The sequence below is a fragment of the Cupriavidus sp. GW823-FHT07A04 genome, from assembly GCF_058794615.1.
Window position 1 is genome coordinate 247,728 of record NZ_JBXAHA010000009.1, and the last position, 19,379, is coordinate 267,106.

At 64.3% G+C, this 19,379-nt stretch carries 17 protein-coding genes and 2 tRNA genes; 8 read left to right on the forward strand and 11 right to left on the reverse strand.

All coding sequences use genetic code 11. The annotated features are described in order from the left end of the window. Window positions 1–14: 14 nt before the first annotated feature. From AC1Q7Q_RS17705 to acs, 4 genes are all read right to left on the reverse strand, one after another. Complete coding sequence (locus AC1Q7Q_RS17705; protein WP_492376235.1) at window positions 15–395, reverse strand: DUF5594 family protein; 381 nt, start codon at window positions 393–395, stop codon at window positions 15–17. Window positions 396–896: 501 nt separating this feature from the next. Next, window positions 897–986: transfer RNA gene (locus tag AC1Q7Q_RS17710), tRNA-Ser, on the reverse strand. A gap of 62 nt (window positions 987–1,048) precedes the next feature. Further along, entirely contained in the window at window positions 1,049–3,100 is a 2,052-nt protein-coding gene (locus tag AC1Q7Q_RS17715) for a VC_2705 family sodium/solute symporter (protein ID WP_492376236.1), read from the reverse strand. Window positions 3,101–3,201: 101 nt separating this feature from the next. After that, entirely contained in the window at window positions 3,202–5,184 is a 1,983-nt protein-coding gene (gene acs, locus AC1Q7Q_RS17720) for an acetate--CoA ligase (protein ID WP_492376237.1), read from the reverse strand. 356 nt (window positions 5,185–5,540) lie between these two features. Between acs and AC1Q7Q_RS17725 the strand changes: the two genes are divergently transcribed. Further along, window positions 5,541–6,476 (forward strand): DMT family transporter, encoded by a 936-nt coding sequence (locus tag AC1Q7Q_RS17725; RefSeq protein ID WP_492376238.1) that lies wholly within the window; start codon window positions 5,541–5,543, stop codon window positions 6,474–6,476. A gap of 81 nt (window positions 6,477–6,557) precedes the next feature. Here the strand turns inward: AC1Q7Q_RS17725 and AC1Q7Q_RS17730 are convergent, their stop codons facing one another. The 3 genes from AC1Q7Q_RS17730 to AC1Q7Q_RS17740 all read right to left on the reverse strand — a co-directional run bounded on the left by AC1Q7Q_RS17730 (window position 6,558) and on the right by AC1Q7Q_RS17740 (window position 9,449). Next, window positions 6,558–7,823, reverse strand: a complete 1,266-nt coding sequence (locus AC1Q7Q_RS17730) for a sensor histidine kinase (RefSeq protein WP_492376239.1) — start codon at window positions 7,821–7,823, stop codon at window positions 6,558–6,560. Beyond that, window positions 7,820–8,554: a response regulator gene (locus AC1Q7Q_RS17735; protein WP_492376240.1), complete on the reverse strand. Its 735-nt coding sequence runs from the start codon at window positions 8,552–8,554 to the stop codon at window positions 7,820–7,822. The genes AC1Q7Q_RS17730 and AC1Q7Q_RS17735 overlap by 4 nt, the downstream gene beginning before the upstream one ends. A gap of 82 nt (window positions 8,555–8,636) precedes the next feature. Next, window positions 8,637–9,449: a hypothetical protein gene (locus tag AC1Q7Q_RS17740; protein WP_492376241.1), complete on the reverse strand. Its 813-nt coding sequence runs from the start codon at window positions 9,447–9,449 to the stop codon at window positions 8,637–8,639. Between the two features lie 285 nt (window positions 9,450–9,734). On the opposite strand from AC1Q7Q_RS17740, the gene AC1Q7Q_RS17745 reads away from it, so the two are divergent. Both AC1Q7Q_RS17745 and murI read left to right on the forward strand, forming a co-directional pair. Beyond that, a complete protein-coding gene (locus AC1Q7Q_RS17745) occupies window positions 9,735–11,258 on the forward strand; it encodes a fumarate hydratase (protein ID WP_492376242.1) in 1,524 nt (507 codons plus the stop codon). A 96-nt stretch (window positions 11,259–11,354) separates the two neighbouring features. Further along, complete coding sequence (gene murI / locus AC1Q7Q_RS17750) at window positions 11,355–12,167, forward strand: glutamate racemase (RefSeq protein WP_492376243.1); 813 nt, start codon at window positions 11,355–11,357, stop codon at window positions 12,165–12,167. 21 nt (window positions 12,168–12,188) lie between these two features. Here the strand turns inward: murI and AC1Q7Q_RS17755 are convergent, their stop codons facing one another. After that, the gene (locus AC1Q7Q_RS17755; RefSeq protein ID WP_492376244.1) at window positions 12,189–14,489 is read right to left on the reverse strand and encodes an AAA family ATPase; all 2,301 of its coding nucleotides are present in this window, start codon (window positions 14,487–14,489) and stop codon (window positions 12,189–12,191) included. A gap of 448 nt (window positions 14,490–14,937) precedes the next feature. Here AC1Q7Q_RS17755 and AC1Q7Q_RS17760 point away from each other — a divergent pair, with 448 nt between their 5' ends. The 4 genes from AC1Q7Q_RS17760 to AC1Q7Q_RS17775 all read left to right on the forward strand — a co-directional run bounded on the left by AC1Q7Q_RS17760 (window position 14,938) and on the right by AC1Q7Q_RS17775 (window position 17,354). Further along, a complete protein-coding gene (locus tag AC1Q7Q_RS17760; RefSeq protein ID WP_150983191.1) occupies window positions 14,938–15,594 on the forward strand; it encodes an energy transducer TonB in 657 nt (218 codons plus the stop codon). A gap of 29 nt (window positions 15,595–15,623) precedes the next feature. Then, window positions 15,624–16,361, forward strand: coding sequence for a MotA/TolQ/ExbB proton channel family protein (locus AC1Q7Q_RS17765; RefSeq protein WP_150983190.1), 738 nt, complete (start codon window positions 15,624–15,626; stop codon window positions 16,359–16,361). A 29-nt stretch (window positions 16,362–16,390) separates the two neighbouring features. Further along, the gene (locus AC1Q7Q_RS17770) at window positions 16,391–16,804 is read left to right on the forward strand and encodes an ExbD/TolR family protein (protein ID WP_174425105.1); all 414 of its coding nucleotides are present in this window, start codon (window positions 16,391–16,393) and stop codon (window positions 16,802–16,804) included. Between the two features lie 217 nt (window positions 16,805–17,021). Then, entirely contained in the window at window positions 17,022–17,354 is a 333-nt protein-coding gene (locus AC1Q7Q_RS17775) for a hemin uptake protein HemP (protein WP_492376822.1), read from the forward strand. A 248-nt stretch (window positions 17,355–17,602) separates the two neighbouring features. Here the strand turns inward: AC1Q7Q_RS17775 and AC1Q7Q_RS17780 are convergent, their stop codons facing one another. From AC1Q7Q_RS17780 to AC1Q7Q_RS17790, 3 genes are all read right to left on the reverse strand, one after another. Then, window positions 17,603–18,010: a heme-binding protein gene (locus tag AC1Q7Q_RS17780; RefSeq protein WP_006158644.1), complete on the reverse strand. Its 408-nt coding sequence runs from the start codon at window positions 18,008–18,010 to the stop codon at window positions 17,603–17,605. A 196-nt stretch (window positions 18,011–18,206) separates the two neighbouring features. Further along, entirely contained in the window at window positions 18,207–18,464 is a 258-nt protein-coding gene (locus tag AC1Q7Q_RS17785; protein ID WP_492376823.1) for a hypothetical protein, read from the reverse strand. Between the two features lie 282 nt (window positions 18,465–18,746). Then, a complete protein-coding gene (locus AC1Q7Q_RS17790) occupies window positions 18,747–19,073 on the reverse strand; it encodes a hypothetical protein (protein WP_492376824.1) in 327 nt (108 codons plus the stop codon). A 208-nt stretch (window positions 19,074–19,281) separates the two neighbouring features. On the opposite strand from AC1Q7Q_RS17790, the gene AC1Q7Q_RS17795 reads away from it, so the two are divergent. Beyond that, a tRNA-Leu gene (locus AC1Q7Q_RS17795) sits at window positions 19,282–19,368 on the forward strand. Window positions 19,369–19,379 lie beyond the last annotated feature (11 nt).

Genomic DNA, 19,379 nt, shown 5'->3' on the forward strand with positions numbered 1-19,379 from the left:
CGAACAGCTCAGCCTCAATGCTCGAAATCCAGCCCGCCAAGCAGCACGGTAGGGTCTGCCTGCGAGCGCGTCCCGAAATCGATCTGCCGGGGCGTTTGCCACGCGCGCATCTTGCCCGGCAGGGCCGCGAGATAGTGCTCGAATTTTTCCGCGCCACCGGCGGCGAACAGCGCTTCCACCTCGAGGCCGTCCCACGACAGGTATACGTTCAATGGCTGCGCGAACCGCCGCGGCTCATCGAACGGCTCGCCGGAAAGGCGGACGCGCGCAGCGCGGCCAGGCCTCTCGTCCGGCACCACCTCGACGTGAACGCGGCGCTTGAACAAATCCGCGATCGTCTGCGCAATCCGCGGGGCGAACTCCGTATTGAAACGCGCTGCAATGTCTTGGCTCACTGTGTGTCTCATCCCGATTTTTTATCGATCGTAGCACGGCGCGTTTGCCGCGACGGCATCGGGAACACGCGCGGTTCACCACCTGCAGCAGAACTCACAAGCACGATGAACCGCCGGCAAAAGCCGTCCATGAGAGCCACCAGCAACCCGCCATTAAACTCAGGTTGACCCCGATTCCTGCTGACCTATACTGGAGTCCTGCCGACTGAGACACGCAGTAGCAAAGCGAAGGTAAGTGGCAGATGATCCTCTGGCCAGCATGGCAGTGAGATCGAGCAAGCCGATTAGGCTTGCAAGTCCGAACCGGATCCCAATGAGTTTGCCGACCCGGTTCGGCCCCCTCCCCCTTCAACCGCGGGAAATAAAAAAGCACCTGCTACAGGTGCTTTTTTTATGCATGGGGAGTTCGCGCATGCCGGCGCGCAAGACGCGCGCGCTGCCCCTGAATCTGCCCCGAAAATAGAAAAAGCCCTTGAATATCAAGGGCTTTTTCCGTTGTTCTGGCGGAGAGACGGGGATTCGAACCCCGGATAGGTATTAACCTATACACGCTTTCCAGGCGTGCGACTTAAACCACTCATCCATCTCTCCAGCAAGTCCGCGAGTATATCAGAGTGTTGTTTCGCAAATCTAGTGTTTCGTGATCGAAGGCCCTATCCGCGTCGCAAGTACGTCACGAGACGGTCAATCACCGGGGCGTTGCGCGGCGTCAGCAGGCTGACCAGGATGGCTACGGCAAAGCCGGCGGGCACGCCGAATGCGCCGGAAGCGATCGGGTCCACGCCGAACCAGCGATTGCCGAAAATGCCGGTCATGCGGGTAAAGAACGGGTAGTTGACGAAGATATAGTAGACCGCCACGCCGAGTCCGGCCACCATGCCTGCCACCGCGCCCGCAGCCGTGGTGCGGCGCCAGAAGATCGCCAGCACCAGCACCGGGAAGAAACTGGACGCGGCCAGGGAGAAGGCCGCGCCAACGAGAAAGAGAATATTGCCGGGCCGCAGCGAGGTGACGTAAGAGGCAAACAGGGCCACGCCCAGCAGCACGATCTTGGCCGTGGTGACACGCCGCTGGTGACTCGCGGTGCGGTCGACCATGTGATAGAAAACGTCGTGCGACAGCGCGTTGGCAATGGTGAGCAGCAGGCCGTCGGCGGTGGATAGCGCGGCCGCCAGCGCGCCCGCGGCAACCAGCCCCGAGATCACGTAAGGCAAGCCCGCGATTTCCGGTGCGGCCAGCACGATCATGTCGGGCTGGATGAGGATCTCCGCCCACTGCACGATGCCGTCGCCGTTCACATCGCGAATGCCGAACACCGGCGGATCGACCTTGCGCCATTGCACCACCCACTGCGGCAGTTCCGCGTATGGCGTGCCAACCAGGTGCTGGAAGAACTCGTACTTGACCAGCGCCGCGAGTGCGGGCGCGGAGACGTAGAGCAGCGCGATGAAGAACACCGCCCACGCCACCGAGTTGCGCGACTCCTTCACCGAGGGTGTGGTGTAGAGCCGCGTCAGGATGTGCGGCAGGCTGGCGGTACCCAGCATCAGGCAGAACACCAGCAACACGAAGTTCAGCCGCTTGGTCTTGCGCTCCGCCTCCGAGGGCGACGGATAGGGCTCGGTCGACGGCGTGGAGGGCTGGCTGCGCGCCAGGGCTTCTTCGCGCTGCTGGTTCCATTGCTGCTGGGCCGCGGCAACGTCACGCGGAAACTCGACCCGCTCGCGCTCCACCGTCTTGATCTCGCGCAGCGGTGCGTTACGCAAGCGCAGCTCCTGCAAGCGCGCGGACAGCGCATTGCGCTCCTCATCGAACGATTGCGGCAGCCGCGAGATGCGGTCCTGCATCTGGACGGCCTGCTGGCGGTAGTACTCGCGCACGGCTTGCTCGGCCGGGTCGCGCTCGATGCTGCGCTCGCGCGTGTCGAGCTGCTGCAGCAGCGTGCCGTAGCTCAGTTGCGGCAGCGCCTGGTGATGGTGCTTCCACGCGATCATCGAGACCGTGACCAGGAAGGCCGCGATCAGCATGATGTATTGCGCAACCTGGGTCCACGTCACCGCGCGCATGCCGCCAAGGAAGGAACACACCAGGATGCCGGCCAGGCCGAAGAATACGCCGACGGCGAACTCCACGCCGATAAAGCGCGTGACAATCAGCCCTACCCCCTGGATCTGTGCCACCAGATAGACGAAGGAACATAGCGAAGCCGCCAACACGGCGATCGCGCGCACTGGCATGTTGCCGCCGGGCTTGCCATTGCCATAGCGCGCGGCGAGGAAGTCGGGGATGGTGTAGCCGCCGTACTTGCGCAGGTAGGGCGCGAGCAGGAACGCAACGAGGCAATAGCCGCCGGTCCAGCCCATCACGTAGGCCAGGCCTTCGTAGCCCGACGCAAACAAGATGCCGGCCAAGCCGATGAAGGACGCCGCGCTCATCCAGTCGGCTGCGATCGCCATGCCGTTAAACAACGCGGGTACGCGCCGGCCAGCTACATAGTATTCATTGAGGTCGGAGGTGCGGCAGATCAGCCCGATGCACGCATAGATGGCGATGGTGACGAACAGGAAGACGTAACCGAGCCAGAGGGCATCGCCGCTGGAATGCTCCAGCAGGCCCATCATGCCGATAAAGACAAACAGGCCTATCGTGAACAAGCCGTAGTACAGCAGCAGCCGTCGGCGAAAGCGCGACTGTTCATCAGGCATGGGAGCAGTGGTTGGGCAGCCGGGTTGGGCGAGCAAGCAACCTGCCGGCACGCGCAAGGCGTGCCGGCAGGGGCGGATGACCGCGTTGTCTCGTTATCGCGTTATTGTGCCTGCTTCAACTGCTCCAGGATGGCGGGGTTTTCCAGGGTGGACGTGTCCTGGGTGATCTCTTCGTTCTTGGCCAGCGAGCGCAACAGGCGCCGCATGATCTTGCCGGAACGCGTCTTGGGCAGGTTGTCGCCAAAGCGGATGTCGCGGGGCTTGGCGATCGGGCCGATCTCCTTGCCCACCCAGTTGCGCAGCTCCGCGGCGATCTGTTTGGCTTCTTCCTCGTTCGGGCGGGAGCGCTTGAGCACCACGAAGGCGCAGATGGCCTCGCCGGTCATGTCGTCCGGGCGGCCCACCACGGCGGCTTCCGCCACCATCGGGTTGGAGACCAGCGCGGACTCGATTTCCATCGTGCCCATGCGGTGGCCCGAGACGTTGAGCACGTCGTCGATACGGCCCATGATGGTGAAGTAGCCGGTCTCCTTGTCGCGGATCGAGCCGTCGCCGGCAAGGTACAGCTTGCCGCCGAGTTCTTCCGGGAAGTAGCTCTTCTTGAAGCGCTCCGGGTCGCCCCAGATGGTGCGGATCATCGAAGGCCACGGCCGCTTGACCACCAGGATGCCGCCGCTGCCATTCGGTACGTCCTGCCCTGTCTCGTCAACGATGGCCGCGATGATGCCCGGCAGCGGCAAGGTGCACGAGCCCGGCACCAGCGGCGTGGCGCCCGGCAGCGGCGTGATCATGTGGCCGCCGGTCTCGGTCTGCCAGAAGGTGTCGACCACCGGGCAGCGCTCGCCGCCGATATTCTGGTAGTACCACATCCACGCTTCGGGGTTGATGGGCTCGCCCACCGTGCCGAGCAGGCGCAGGCTGGACAGGTCGTATTGCTTGGGATGGATCTTCTCGTCGGCCTCGGCCGCCTTGATCAGCGAGCGGATCGCGGTCGGCGCGGTGTAGAAGATGCTGACCTTGTGGCGCGCGATCATGTCCCAGAAGCGGCCGGCGTTGGGATAAGTGGGCACCCCTTCGAACACCACCTGCGTGGCGCCGGCGGCCAGCGGGCCGTAGGCAATGTAGGTGTGCCCGGTGACCCAGCCGATATCGGCGGTACACCAGAACATGTCGTCGGGCTTGATGTCGAAGCTCCATTTCATCGTCATCAGCGCCCACAGCAGGTAGCCGCCGGTGCTGTGCTGCACGCCCTTGGGCTTGCCGGTTGAGCCCGAGGTGTAGAGCACGAACAGCGGATGCTCGGCGCTGACGGGCTCGGCCTCGCAGGTCTGCGGCTGGCCGGCGGCGACATCGTCCATCCAGCGGTCGCGGCCTTCGGCCCAGTTGACCTTGCCGCCCGTGCGGCGGTACACGATCACGCTCTTCACGGCTTCGCAGCCACCCAGCGCCAGCGCTTCATCGGCAATGGCCTTGAGTGGCAGCGCCTTGCCGCCGCGCATCTGCTCGTCGGCGGTGATCAGCGCCACCGCGCCCACGTCGACCAGCCGCTCTTGCAGCGACTTGGCGGAGAAGCCGCCGAACACCACCGAGTGCGTGGCGCCAAGGCGCGCGCAGGCTTGCATGGCTACGACGCCCTCGACGGACATGGGCATGTAGATGACGACGCGGTCGCCCTTCTTGATGCCCAGCGCCTTGAGGCCGTTGGCAAACTGGCACACTTTGGCATGCAACTGGCGATAGGTGACCTTGGTAACGGTGCCGTCGTCAGCCTCGAAGACAATGGCCACCTTCTCGGCATTGCCGTTGTCCAGGTTGCGATCCAGGCAGTTAAAGGAAGCATTGAGCTCGCCGTCCTCGAACCACTTGTAAAACGGCGCATTGCTCTCGTCCAGTACCTTGGTGAAGGGCTTGGTCCAGTGCAGTTGCTCGCGGGCGTGGCGCGCCCAGAAACCCTCGTAGTCGCGCTCAGCCTCGTCGCACAAAGCCTGATAAGCCTCCATGCTGGGGATCGCGGCTTGCTTGGCGAACGACGCCGGGGGATTGAAAATGCGATGCTCCTGCATCACGGACTCGATGGCGGACATTTGTTTGTCTCCTGATATAGCGTGGCTGCCTGGCTGCGAACTTACGCTCGACGGCTTACTTAAACCTGACGCTGCCAAACCCAACCCGCTCGCATGCCGCCACCCGTGCGCCGGCTGCTGCGGCGCACCATGGATAACGGCCGGACACGGGTAAGGATGTGCAGCCTTCTCCATTAGGCTAGCACAGCTATAATGCCGCGAGCCCTATCCCGAACGCGGCGCTGCGGCATTGCGGACCTTCGCTGGCAGACATGCTCAGCGCAACGCGCCTGCGCTAGCCACCGGCCAGTACCGTGCCAGAACCAGGCCAGAAGCCGGCCAGATCCCGATCAAACAGCGCCGCCACCCAGAACCCCGTGCCCATCCACGCCCTCTTCCTGATTGCCTCAATGGCCCTCGTCGGCAGCAATGTCGGGCTGGGCAAGGCCATCGTCGCTTACGTACCCATCCTGCTGTTCGCGCTGCTGCGCTTCGCCATCGCCATCGTGTGCCTGGCGCCCTGGTACCGCCCCGCGCGCATGCGCGCCGTCTCGCGCGGCGAATGGCTCAACCTCTTCCTGCAAGCCTTTTTCGGCACGTTCCTGTTCACGCTGCTGATGCTGGGCGGCGTGCGGCTGACCAGCGCCATGGCCGCAGGCGTGATCACCAGCACCATCCCGGCGACCGTGGCCCTGCTCTCATGGCTGATCCTGCGCGAGCGGCTATCGCGGCGCACCGTGTTCTCGGTCTTGCTAGCGGTGGCGGGCATTGCGGTGCTGAACGTGGCGCGGGGCACAGACCACGGCGGCGGCAGCGCTGCCGACGTCGGCAGCGAGCATGCGCTGCTCGGCAACCTGATGATCATGGGCGCGGTGGTCTGCGAATCGATCTACGTGATCCTCTCGCGGCGCCTGGCGCAAACCCTGGCGGCCATCGAGATCTGCGCCTACACGCACTTGATCGGCGGGCTGCTGATGCTGCCACTGGGCCTGATGCCGCTGCTGCATTTCGACATGGCATCGGTTCCGGCGAGCATATGGTGGATGGTGCTCTGGTATGCGCTGTCGGCCAGCATCTTCTCGTTCTGGCTGTGGATGAAAGGCGTGCGCCATGTGCCGGCACAGATGGCGGGCGTGTTCACTGCGGTGCTGCCGATCGCGGCCGCCACCTACGGCATCGTCTTCCTCGGGGAGACGCCGGGCTGGCCGCACGGCGTGGCGCTCGCCTGTGTGCTGGCCGGCATCGCACTGGCGAGCTGGCCCGGACCGCTGGCCCGCCGCGCCTGGCGCGCCAGCAGGACAGGCAAGGGCTAGCCCATTGAGGGGCTTCGGCCCAACGCCGGCATCACAGAACCGCAGCCAAGGCCGCGGATTTTTTCGCCGGCAGCCAGCGCTTCATGCCACCAGATGCTCTGGCGGTTGCGGCGCGGGCAGCACGAGGCAGACCTGGAAACCGCCCCCGGGCGCATTGCGAGCGAGGCATTTGCCCCCCATGCGTTCCACCAGGCGGCTGACGATCGCCAGCCCAAGGCCACAATGGCCGTCGCCGCCGCGCGAGGTGTCTAGCCGCACGAATGGACGCATCGCCACCTCGACCTGCGCATCCGGCATGCCCTCGCCATGGTCGCGTATCACGATATGCCAGTGCTCGCCGTCCAGCCGGGTCTCGATCTGGATCGGCGGCATGCCGTACTCCAGCGCGTTGTCCACCAGGTTGGTGACCATCCGGTCCACCAGCGTGCGTGGCAACAAGAACCGCGGCCCGGCGTCCACGCGCAACTGAAACAACGCGCCGGAAAACTGCTGGCGCAGAAAGGCATCGACTTCGATGGCCGCACCGGGATCGGGACTCTCGTTCGCGTACTCCAGGAACTGGTTGACGATATGCGTGATCGAGTCGATGTCCTGCACAAAGCCACCGCGCTCAGCGGTGTTCGCGAGCACGTCGGCACGCAGGCGCAGCCGGGTCAGCGGCGACTTCAGGTCGTGCGCCACGCCGGCGAGCATGACCGCCTGGTTCTCGCGGCTCTCCGCCTGCCTGCGCATCATGTCGTTGAAGGACTCGGCCAGATAGCGCAACTCGGACGGGCCCGTCACCGGAATCAGCGCCGCGCTCCCGCCATTGCCAAGCTCGCGCGCGGCACCGGCCACGCGGGCGATCGGGCGCTGCATCTGCCATGCCACGAACAGGGACAGCAGGATCGCCGCGACCAGCATGCCCGTGGTTTCAAAGACGAACGGCGGCAATGGCGGCGGCCGCATGTCCAGCGCCATGACCGCCCAGCGGGACTGCCCGGGAAGGCGCGCCCACAGGTGCGGCGGCCATGCCTGGTCCACACGCAGCTCCGACCCTGCTGGAAGCCCTTGCCGAAGGTCACGCAGCAGATGGCGCAAGGGTCCATGTTCTGGCAACGGGCCGGCGGCGGGCTCGGTGCCAAGGGCGGCAAGCCGGATGGCGGCGCCTGGCTTGCGCTGCGCGCCGGCACCCGGCCTCCCGTCGAGCGTGCCCAGCGCCAGCACGATGCCCCGTGCCATGCCGTCCGCCTGACCATGCGGGCGCAGGTGAAACATCAGCGCGGTCCAGCCCAGATGGACAATGACGAGCACGGAGACGGATAGCACCGCCATGCGCCCAAACAGCGTATTGAACGGATTCTTCATGCGTCCGGCGCTTCGTCGGCGCAGAACGCGTCGAGCCCGGGGACGAAGACGTAGCCGCGGCCCCGCACGGTCTGGATGTAACGAGGCACGGATGGATCCTCCTCGATCACGCGGCGCAAACGCCAGACCGGCACATCCAGGCTGCGGTCGCGGAAATGCATGTCGGAGCCATAGAGACGGTCGTGCAGCCGGGCGCGCGAAAGCACCTTCATCGGGTGGCCGGTGAAGACCTTGAGCATGGCGAATTCGGTATCGCGCAAAGGCAGGCGCTCGCCGTCGCGGGTCAAGATGCGGGCGGAAAAATCGACGTCGAACGGGCCAAAACTGTAAGAGTGACGCTGCTCCGGCGCGCTCCCCGGGGCCTGCGGGCGGCGGCGCAGCACCGCGTGGATCCGCGCCAGCAATTCGCGCGAGCAAAATGGCTTGGGCAGGTAATCGTCGGCGCCAAGCTCCAGGCCCGCGGCACGGTCGGCGGCCTCGCCACGCGCCGACAGGAAAATCATGGGCACATCGTCACCGGCAGCGCGCACTTCCTGCAACGCGCTCAGCCCATCCTTGCGCGGCATCATGATATCGAGCAGCACCACCGATGGCCTCTCTTGCGTGAGGCGACGCGACAAATCGTAGCCGTCATGCAGCACTGACACCGTCATGCCGCTGGATAGCAGGATGCGTGACAGCAGGTCACAGGCGACGGGGTCGTCGTCGACGAGAAGCACGTGAGGAGTCATGAATGTGATGGCGCGCGCACGCTGCCGGGGCAGCATGCGCAGGGCGTGCCGGGAACAGCAGCACCCCCTTGCGGGTGGTTCTTTATGCCTGCGTGGTAACGAAGTTGCCAACGGTGCTCATCGTACCGTTGCCGCTGCTCAGGTTGGCCGAGAGCGTCTGCAGGAACGACTGCAAGGATACCGTCGATCCCGAGCTACCGGATTGCTGAAGCGCGGAAAAATCCGTCTCGAGGGTCGCGAGCGTTGCTGAGGCCGGGTTGCTGGCGCTATCCGAACTGGCACCACTCGATGAAGTGCTGCTGGCGCCAGCTTCTTGCGCCAGGCTGGACAGGTCCGCGCTGACGCTCTGGTAGTGGTGATGATGGTGGTGATGGCCGGTTGCGGCAGCCGGCGATTGGGTCGTCTGCGCAGCATCGGTGCCGGTCGCGCTGGCTACGGTGCTGTCGGTCGTGCTGGCGGCGGTGGTAGCGGTGGTAGCAGCGCTCGTGCCCTGGCTCGCGGTGGTGCCGGCAGCCTGGGCGGCAAGTGCCTGGAACAGCGCGCCGACGAACGCCTGCACCGCGTTGCCGGACGCATCGGCGCTGTCCGTTGCGCTGGACGCGGTGGTGCTGCTGCTGGCGGCGGCGCCCGAAGCGGTGCTGGCAGAGGTGGCGGAAGTGGCAGACGAGGCGGACGCCGCGGTCGTCGAACTGTCAGTGCTGGACGACGAGGTCGTGATGCCCAACTGCGCCAGCGTTTGCTGAAGTGCCTGCATCAGCGCATCGGCCGGATTGCTGGCCGAGTTGCTGGTGTCGCTGCCACTGGACGCATCCTGGCTACCGCAGCTTTTGCCGGTGTACTGCGTCTGAAAGAGGCTGGACAGCGACGTGTTGCTGCCAATTGCGCTCAAGGTCATGGTCACATCTCCGTTATTGAGGAGATGCCAAGATAACCGCCGGCCCACCGTGAACATGCGCCAAGGAGAAAACGGAATCGGGGCCTTTTCACCCGCCCGTAAGGCCCTGTAAGGCAAGCGTCGCAGGCAGGCGAAGAACTTCGCGGCAGGAAGCGCGCATCGGCCGGCCGTGAGCAGCGAAGCGCACCTGCGGCCCTGTCGACAACCGCATGCAGTCAGGCACCTCCCCCTCGCTAGGTGTATGATTTCGGGCTGAATTTCCCCTCGACTGTCCTCCCCACAAAAATGACTGTCATCAAACAAGAAGACCTCATCCAGAGCGTCGCCGACTCCCTGCAATACATCAGCTATTACCACCCGATGGACTACATCGCCAGCCTGGGCCGTGCCTATGAGCTGGAGCAGAGTCCCGCGGCCAAGGATGCGATCGCGCAGATCCTGACCAACAGCCGCATGTGCGCTGAAGGCAAGCGCCCGATCTGCCAGGACACCGGCATCGTGACGATCTTCGTCAAGGTCGGCATGGATGTGCGCTGGGATGGCGCCACCATGGGCCTGTCGGACATGATCAACGAAGGCGTGCGCCGCGGCTACACCAACCCGGACAACGTGCTGCGCGCGTCCATCGTGAGCCCGCCCGAAGGCGGCCGCAAGAACACCAAGGACAACACCCCTGCCGTGATCCACTACGAAGTGGTGCCGGGCAATACCGTGGACATCCAGGTGGCGGCCAAGGGCGGCGGCTCGGAGAACAAGTCGAAGTTCGTCATGCTCAACCCGTCCGACTCCATCGTCGACTGGGTGCTCAAGACCGTGCCGACCATGGGCGCGGGCTGGTGCCCGCCGGGCATGCTGGGCATCGGCATCGGCGGCACCGCCGAGAAGGCCATGGTCATGGCCAAGGAATCGCTGATGGACCCGATCGACATCCAGGACGTGATCGCTCGCGGCCCGCAGGACTGGATCGAGGAAATGCGCGTCGAGCTGTACGAGAAGGTCAATGCGCTTGGCATCGGCGCGCAAGGCCTGGGCGGCCTGGCTACCGTGCTGGACGTCAAGATCATGGGCTACCCCACCCACGCTGCCTCCAAGCCGGTCGCGATGATCCCGAACTGCGCGGCCACCCGCCATGTGCACTTCACGCTGGACGGCAGCGGCCCGGCCAAGCTCGAAGCGCCTGACCTGTCGGCCTGGCCGAAGGTCGAGTGGGCACCGAACACCGAGACTTCCAAGCGCGTCGACCTGAACACGCTGACGCCGGCAGAAGTCGCCTCGTGGAAGCCGGGCCAGACCCTGCTGCTCAACGGCAAGATGCTGACCGGCCGCGACGCCGCGCACAAGCGCATCGCCGACATGCTGGCCAAGGGCGAGAAGCTGCCAGTGGACTTCACCAACCGCGTGATCTACTACGTGGGCCCGGTCGATCCGGTGCGCGACGAGGCCGTCGGCCCGGCAGGTCCCACCACCGCTACCCGCATGGACAAGTTCACCGAGATGATGCTGGCCGAAACCGGCCTGATCTCGATGATCGGCAAGGCCGAGCGCGGCCCGGTGGCGATCGAGGCCATCAAGAAGCACAAGTCTGCCTACCTGATGGCAGTCGGCGGCGCGGCCTACCTGGTGGCCAAGGCTATCCGGCACGCCAAGGTGGTCGGCTTCGAAGACCTGGGCATGGAAGCCATCTACGAGTTCGACGTCAAGGACATGCCCGTGACGGTGGCCGTGGACAGCGAAGGCACCTCGGTGCACAAGACCGGCCCCGCCGAATGGCAAGCCAAGATCGGCAAGATCCCGGTCGCTGCGCTGTAACGCGAGCCACGCCGTGACAGCGCAGCTGTCTGCAAAAGCCGGGTCTTCCGACCCGGCTTTTTGCTACCTAACCTCTTGATTGCCTCGAACCCTCCCGTGAACAACGCACCCATCGGCATCTTTGATTCCGGCCTCGGCGGCCTGTCCGTGTTGCGCGAAATCCGTGCCCTGCTCCCGCAGGAATCGCTGATCTACGTAGCCGACTCGAAGTACGCGCCCTATGGCGAGAAGCCCGAGCATTTTGTCGAGGCGCGCACGCTGCAGGTTTGCGAATGGCTGGTGGCGCAGGGCTGCAAGGCCCTGGTGATCGCCTGCAACACGGCGACCATGCATGCGGTGCAAACGCTGCGCGAAAAGCTGGCGCTGCCGATCATCGGCGTCGAGCCCGGCCTGAAACCCGCCGCCGCCGCCAGCCGCAGCAAAGTAGTTGGCGTGCTGGCCACGGGTAACACATTGAAGAGCGCAAAGTTCGGCCGGCTGCTTGCCTCCCTGGAAGGCGAGAGCCGCTTCCTCTGCGAGGCTGGCGTCGGGCTGGTGCCGCTGATCGAGCAAGGCGATGTGGATGGCCCGGCCGTGCGCGAGAAACTCACCACCTACCTGTCGCCCATGCTCGAGGCCGGCGCCGATACGCTGGTACTTGGCTGCACCCATTACCCCTTCCTGTCGGACACCGTGCGTGAACTGGTGGGCGACCGTTTGACGCTGGTCGATACCGGTGACGCGATCGCGCGGCAACTTCGGCGCAAGCTGGCCGAGCACGACATGGCTGCAAACGCCGACGCGGTGCCCAACGACCGCTACACGTCGACCAAGGATGCCGCCCACCTGCGCGCCATGACCGCAGCGCTGCTGCATGTGGACGCGCCCGCGGAAACCCTGGTAATCGAGCCGGCGCCCGCATTCGACTGAGGCACCGGCTCCCGCTTCAGGTCATTGCAGGAACCCCAGCGGGCGACGCTGCCGCACATCCGGCTTGACCGCATGTTCCTGGCGCAACTGTGCCAGGAACTCGTCTGGCGTCAGCGTCTCGCCGAGCAGCACGCACTGACGCTTGACCGTGGCGAAGTCGCCCGGCGTCAGGCAATCCATCTTCGCCAGCTCCTCGCGCATGGTTGCGTCCATGCGCTGCGGATCGGCATCCAGCGCTTCCTCGACAAACATCGCCGTGCGTTGCTCGGGCTTGAGCGGCAGGAAACGGATCTTGAACGAGAAGCGGCGCAGCGCCGCCTCGTCGATCCGCTCGAACAGGTTGGTGGTGCAAACGAAGATGCCGTTGAAGCGCTCCATGCCCTGAAGCATCTCGTTGACCTCGGACACCTCGTAATTGCGCACGGCGTTCTGCCGGCTTTGCATGAAGCTGTCGGCTTCGTCGAGCAGCAGGATGGCACCGTCTTCCTCCGCGCGCGCGAACATCGCCGCGATCTGCTGCTCGGTTTCCCCCACGTACTTGCTCATCAGGTCGGAGGCGCGCCGGATCATCAGCGGCTGCTCTAGCGCGGCCGCGATGTGCTCGGCCAGCGCGGTCTTGCCGGTGCCCGGGGGACCATAGAAACACAAGGTGCCGCGCTGCCGTGCCTTGAGCGCCTGCACGATCTTGCCGACCTCGTAGCGCGTCTCCAGGTTCAGGTAATCCAGGCGGTAGTGCGTCACCACCGGGCGCCCTTCCACTTCCGGGCGCAAGCCCATGGCGCGGTCGGCATGGTCAAGCTGCCGCAAGATCAGCGCCTCCACCGGCTCGGCCACGCCCGAGCCCGCCAGTTGCACGAAGCGCGCGGCCGATTGCACCTGCGCCGGTGTCAAGGTCTTGCGCGCGGCCAGCGACGCGATAAAGGCGTCGCTCACGTCCAGCGTGCCCAGGTGCTTGCGAATGATGTTCTCGCGCACCAGCGGGGGCGGGATCTTCAGCTCCAGGTGGAACTGGAAACGGCGCAGATAGGCCGGGTCGATCTGGCGAATCGAGTTGGAGATCCAGATCACCGGGACCGGGTTCTGCTCCAATGTCTGGTTGACCCAGGCCTTGCCGTTCACCGAGCCGCGCGGGTCCTCCTGGCCAAACAGGCTGGTGAGCTCGCGCGCGCTGCCCGGGAACACATCCTCGACTTCGTCGAACAGCAGAGCCGTGCGCGGGCGGCCACGCAGGAACGCCTGCGACACCTGCAGCGAGCGATAGCGATCCTTGCCTGACAAGCTGTTGCCGTCGCGGTCCAGGCAGTCCACTTCGTACAACTCGCAGCCAGCCTCGCGCGCCAGCAGCCGCGCGAACTCGGTCTTGCCGGTGCCGGGTGGGCCGTAAATCAACACGTTGACGCCGCAGGCATGCTGCTGCGTGGCGTTGGCCAGCAGCGCCGACAGGTAGCGCGCATCGGTCTCGACGTGCGGATAGTCGCCGGTGCCAAGCGTGGGTGCTGCCGCCGGGCGCGTGAACACCGCCATCATCTCGGCTTCGTTCGCGTAGTTGCCAAGCAGGACATGCAGCAGCCGGTCCGACAGGCGCATCAGGTCGCCCAGATCGGTCACGCTGTTCTCGGGCAGGGGCTGCTCGATCAGGTTGAGCGTCTCCAGACGCGATCCGGGCCGCAGCGACACCGCCACCGCGGCCGGACTTGCGCCGGTCAAGCCGGCGAGGATCTGGAAGGCTTCCTGGCTGTGCGCCACCTTGCAGTCCACCATCACCGCGCGCAGGTCGCGCTTGTATTTTGCGAGCGCCGCATACAGCAACAGCTTGCGCTCATGCTCGGGCAAATCCAGCACATGGCTGAGCATGTCGATGTTACGCACCAGCAGCACGCGCTCGCCATCCAGCCGCGCTGCCAGCGCCGCCGCCGACGCATCGAACACGGCGAACATATCCTTGGCGTGATGCTTGACGTACTCATCCAGGTAGTAGAACAGCGCGCTCTCGTCGAACGCGCTGTTCCATTGCCCGTGCCGCTCCAGGAATTCTTCAGGCGTGAGGCGCGCTGCACCTTTCCAGGCCGGCATATCGGCGCAGCGCGCGGCAAGGAAGCGCTGGACGCGCAACACCACGCCGTACGGCCACACCATCTCCTGTGCGCTGACCGTCAGGATGTCGTTGATATTGCTGCGCAGGTTGAATCTGGGCCCCAGCGAGCACACGACCCGCAGGGCGAACTGGGCGCACATCCAGTCGAGCGCGGAGGTGCATGGCGAGCCGGTCGCAGCACGCAGGAGGGTCGAGCGGTCGTCTTCGGCGAAACGGGTGAAATCCATGGCCTGGTCCTCTCGCACGGGGGGCGCCGCGGCCAGCGCGGCGAAATGCTCGAATGGATCGAATGGCTCGTCTTTTTCCTATGCTAGCGCGCTTTGTGGCAGATCGGGCATTGCCGGCAACCCTGTGCCGTGCGAGAGCGCGCATTTTGTCGCAGCCGCGGGAAGGTATCGCCAAATCGGCGTATAAAGACGGCTGCGCGGCAGCGAATCAACGCATTGCACAAAATGCCACCAAATAAGAATCATTATCGTTTATACTGACGACCTGACACGCTGCCTCAAGAGCGGCGCTCCCACCGGCATCACTGTTGAAGGAGCGTTTATCATGGAATTGCTGCTTAGCTTGCTGGTCGGTTGTGGCATCTCGCTGATCCTGTTCTATCGCAAATAGGCCCTATCGCTAATAAAGCCGGCGCCGCGCCAATTCGCCGACATCTGCTGTTTTCTCATGTTCGATCAACGTTTTTTCAAGATCACGCTTGCCGTCCTGCTGTTCCACGTCGGCCTGCTTTACCTGATCCAGAGCGGGCTGGGACGCAAGATCACGGAGGCCGTGATCTCGCCAGAAGTCGTCGCCCGCATCATCCCGCTCGAGCCACCCCAAAAGCCCGCCGTCGAGACGCCAAAGCCCAAACCGGAAACCCCGCCCAAGCAGGTGAAGGTCACTACACCCAAGCCTGCACCGCCGCAACCGCGCCCCACGCCGACGCCGGTGGCATCGCTGCCACCCACGCCCAATGCCGTGGAAGCACCGCCCGCGCCACCTGCCCCGCCGGCACCGCCCGCCCCCGCCCCCGAGCCGGCCGCTCCGGTGTCGGCAGCGCCACGCGCGGTCGGCATTGGCGAGATCCAGTGCAGCCCGCCGCAACCCACCTATCCGTCGCAATCGCGCCGCATGGGTGAAACCGGCAAGGCCGTGGTGCGTCTGACTACAGACGATACCGGCAAGGTGGTCAAGACCGCAGTCGTGACCTCGAGCGGATCCTCGAGGCTGGACCAGGCCGCCGAGGAGGCGGTGCGACGCATGCGCTGCAAGCCCTATCTGGACAACGGTCGTGCCGTGGCGGTTACCGCCCAGCAGCCGATCGGGTTCGAACTCAACTGATTTCAATACCGACCTCACCAGGAACCAACATGCAGGACCTCGGACTTTCTCACCTCTGGACGCAAGGCGATTTCGTCATGCGTGCCACCGCCATCATTCTGCTCATCATGTCGCTGGCTTCGTGGATCGTGATTCTCACGAAGGCGTGGGATCTCTTCCGGCTGAAGAAGATGGCGCATGGCGCTGAAAAGCAGTTCTGGCACTCCGACGATTTCGACCACGCTCTCGAAACCCTCGGCAGCAGCGAAGCCAACCCGTTTCGCACGCTGGCCATGACCGGCAAGGAAGCCGCGCAGCACCATCGCGCCAGCCAGCCGCAGCTGCACGACGTGATGGACATCTCGGACTGGATCACCCGCTCGCTCAAGAGCGCCATCGACGAGGCCGTTGCACGCATGCAATCGGGCCTGGCCGTGCTGGCGTCCGTCGGTTCCACAGCGCCGTTCGTTGGCCTGTTCGGCACCGTGTGGGGCATCTATCACGCGCTGATCAACATCGGCGCCTCCGGCGTGCCGACCATCGACAAGGTGGCAGGCCCGGTGGGCGAGGCACTGATCATGACCGCCTTCGGCCTGGCCGTTGCGATCCCCGCGGTGCTGGGCTACAACGCGCTGACCCGCGGCAACAAGGGCGTGATCTCGAAACTCAACCGCTTCGCCCACGACCTGCACGCCTACTTCGTCACCGGCGCCCGTGTGCGCCCGACCAGCGCCAGCGCGCGTGCCACCGATGACAACGGTGTGCGCCTCGCAGTCAAGAATCAGTAAGGCCGCAGCAAGGCAACAAGGAAGTCATCATGGCATTCGGCACCCTCGACTCGGACGATGACGAAGTAATGAGCGAAATCAACATGACGCCGCTGGTCGACGTCATGCTGGTGCTGCTGATCATCTTCATCATCACCATTCCCGTGATCAACCACACGGTCAAGATCGACCTTCCGCGTGCAACCAACACGCCCAACGATCCCAAGCCACAGAACATCAACCTGTCGATCGACGCCAGCGGCAAGGTCTTCTGGAACCAGGCTGAGGTGGACGAGCCCACGCTCGAAGCCAACATAGCCCAGGCTGCGCAGCAGCAGCCGCAGCCTGAGCTGCATCTGCGGGCCGATCGCGACGTGCGCTATGAGCGTGTGGCAGAAGTCATGGCAGCCGCGCAGCACGGCGGATTGGGCAAGATCGGGTTCATCACGGAACCCAAGCACTAGTGTTGTTCGTGCCGTGCTCTTTGGGCCGGCAACGTAGCATCGACAAAAAGGGCGCTCAAAGGAGTGCCCTTTTTGCTTGCGCTGACCCGTCCTGCACGATTAAAAATCTCTATTGTAATGATAACAATTCTCATTTAAGATTGAGCCAACTTGAACCCGGTCGTGACCGCTCGCAGTCTCGCGCAGCCGCCACAGACCACCGGACCGGAGCCCGCCCATGAGCACCCTGACCCTGCCGCTGTCGCAACCGCATGAAGTCACCCGTCGCCGCCTTTCCCTGCGCCGGGTCGAAGTCAATTCCAACAAGGCTGCGCAGGCGCGGCGCGAAAGCCCCGCCAGCGCGGCGATCGAATCGATGAAATCTGCTGTAGCTGCCCTGCCCGCACGGCTCGAAGCGCTGGTGCGCGACAGCCTCCCAGCTGCGCCCGCAGGGGATGCAGTGCCCCTGGATTCGTTGATGCGTGGCGCCAACCTGCTGCCGATCCTGCATAACGGCGAGGTCTACACGCTGCGCATCACGCGCTATGGCAAGCTGATCCTGACGAAGTGACCGTGCCCAGGCGCGCGCACGCGCCAGCACAAGCCATGCCGTGGGAAACCATTGTGGCAACCATGTAACGCTGTACGGGATTTCGATGCAAGAAGGGCTACCGGAACCGGCAGCCCGATGCCAAAGCCCGTCGACAGGCTTCAGCATCCGGGAGCACAAGCGATTTGCTCCGCAGTCGGCAGGAGGTGCGTGGGCAGTGAGCCACGCTCACTGCCGGCACCACGGCCGCCTCTGTTTGCAGGCGAGTATCAGACGCCCAGGGCGGCAATGCCCGCGCGCGCGATCTGTGCGTCTTCGGTCGATTTCACGCCCGACACGCCAACTGCACCCACTACCTGGTCATTGACCACGATAGGCACACCACCTTCCAGCATGCCTTGCAACACCGGCGCGGTCATGAAAGAGTGACGGCCGTTGTTGATCATGTCTTCGTAAACCTTGGACTCGCGACGGCCCAGCGACGACGTGCGTGCCTTTTCGGTCGCGATGTAGCTCGAGATCGGTGCGGCGCCGTCCAGGCGTTGCAATGCCAGCAGGTGACCACCGTCGTCCACGATGGCAATCGAAACCGCCCATTGGTGATTCTTGGCTTCCAGCTCGGCTGCGGCCAGTACCTTCTTCACATCATCTGCCGTCAGCACGGTTTTTTGCTGCATACCACTCTCCTCGAAGATCATTTCAGTGAGCCGGAAGTATAGCGCCACGGCCCTTGGCATGACCATGCCGCCACTGTCCCGGCACCTGCCCGCAAAAAGCAAAAGACCCGCTCAAGGCGGGTCTTTCGATGATTCACGGCGTTGCTGGATGCGGACGGCCGAGGCCCTCAGGGCCACAGGCTTGTGTCCGGCAAACTCAGGCTCCGTCGCTGAACTGGTCGCGGCGATCGCCAACCTTGGCGCCGTCGGTGTAGGGATCCACCTTGCGTGCGCCGTCGGTGTACGGGTCAACCTTGCCAAGCTTGGCACCATCGGTGTAGGGATCAACCTTGCCGATCTTGGCGCCATCGGTGTAAGGGTCTGCCTTGGCAATACCGGCTGCGAAGGCGGAGGCGGAGAGGGCGGAGAGGGCGGTCAGGGCTGCGATCGCCACCAGGCTGTTTTTGATCTTCATGGGCGGATCCTCTTGGGAATTAGGTCGTGCTGGAGGGGCGCTGGATGATGAAGCATTGCGGAATCTTGTCATCACGGCGTCACAGCAGCAGTATAGGTGGAAACCCTAATAAGGATATGAGAGCCGGTTTGACCTGTCTCTTCAAATTTTTTGACCCTACCAATAACAATGGAACCTTGTCCGGATTGCCGCCTACAGTTTGCCTCCCAGGGCTGTGCGTGAAAAACGAAAGGGCCCCGCAGGGCCCCTTTTACCAGCCTGCACGAGGCAGGTCGTTCATGCTTATCGCCAGTGGCGTCCATGTCCCGGGCCATAGTAGCCCCGCCCATAGTAGCCGCGGCCGTAGTAACGCGGGCCGTAATAGGCCGGCCCCGGACCGTAGTAGACCGGCGCCGGCCGCACGATGACCGGCGGCGGACCATAGTAGACAGGGGCAGGCGCCATGACCACGGGCGGCGCGGCAATGTAGGCTGGCGGCGGATAGTATGCCGGGCCGCCGACCACAACGCCAGGCACCCCAATCGCCACGCCAACGCTCACATGGGCCATTGCCGCACCGGATGCCAGCGCCCCAAGCAAAGCGAGTCCTGCGAGCCACCAACGTTTCATGATCCTTGCCTCTTGCAATGCGTTATTCGATAAGAGGTATTGTAGGTTCCTGGAAATTTGCAGGTGAAACCGAGAACGTTACATTGTTACCAAGCGTAACAACCGACGCATAAACACGTTGCTGCCACCCGCCTGGCTGCCCACGGTACAAATCCCGCGCGAAGCTTGCATCACCGCGCCCAACCGACCACAATACCGGGCTTGCCGTGCGGCCGTGGAGAAATTGGTAGACTCAGCAGACTTAAAATCTGCCGCCTTTACGGGCTTACGGGTTCGACCCCCGTCGGCCGCACCAGCATCCACCCT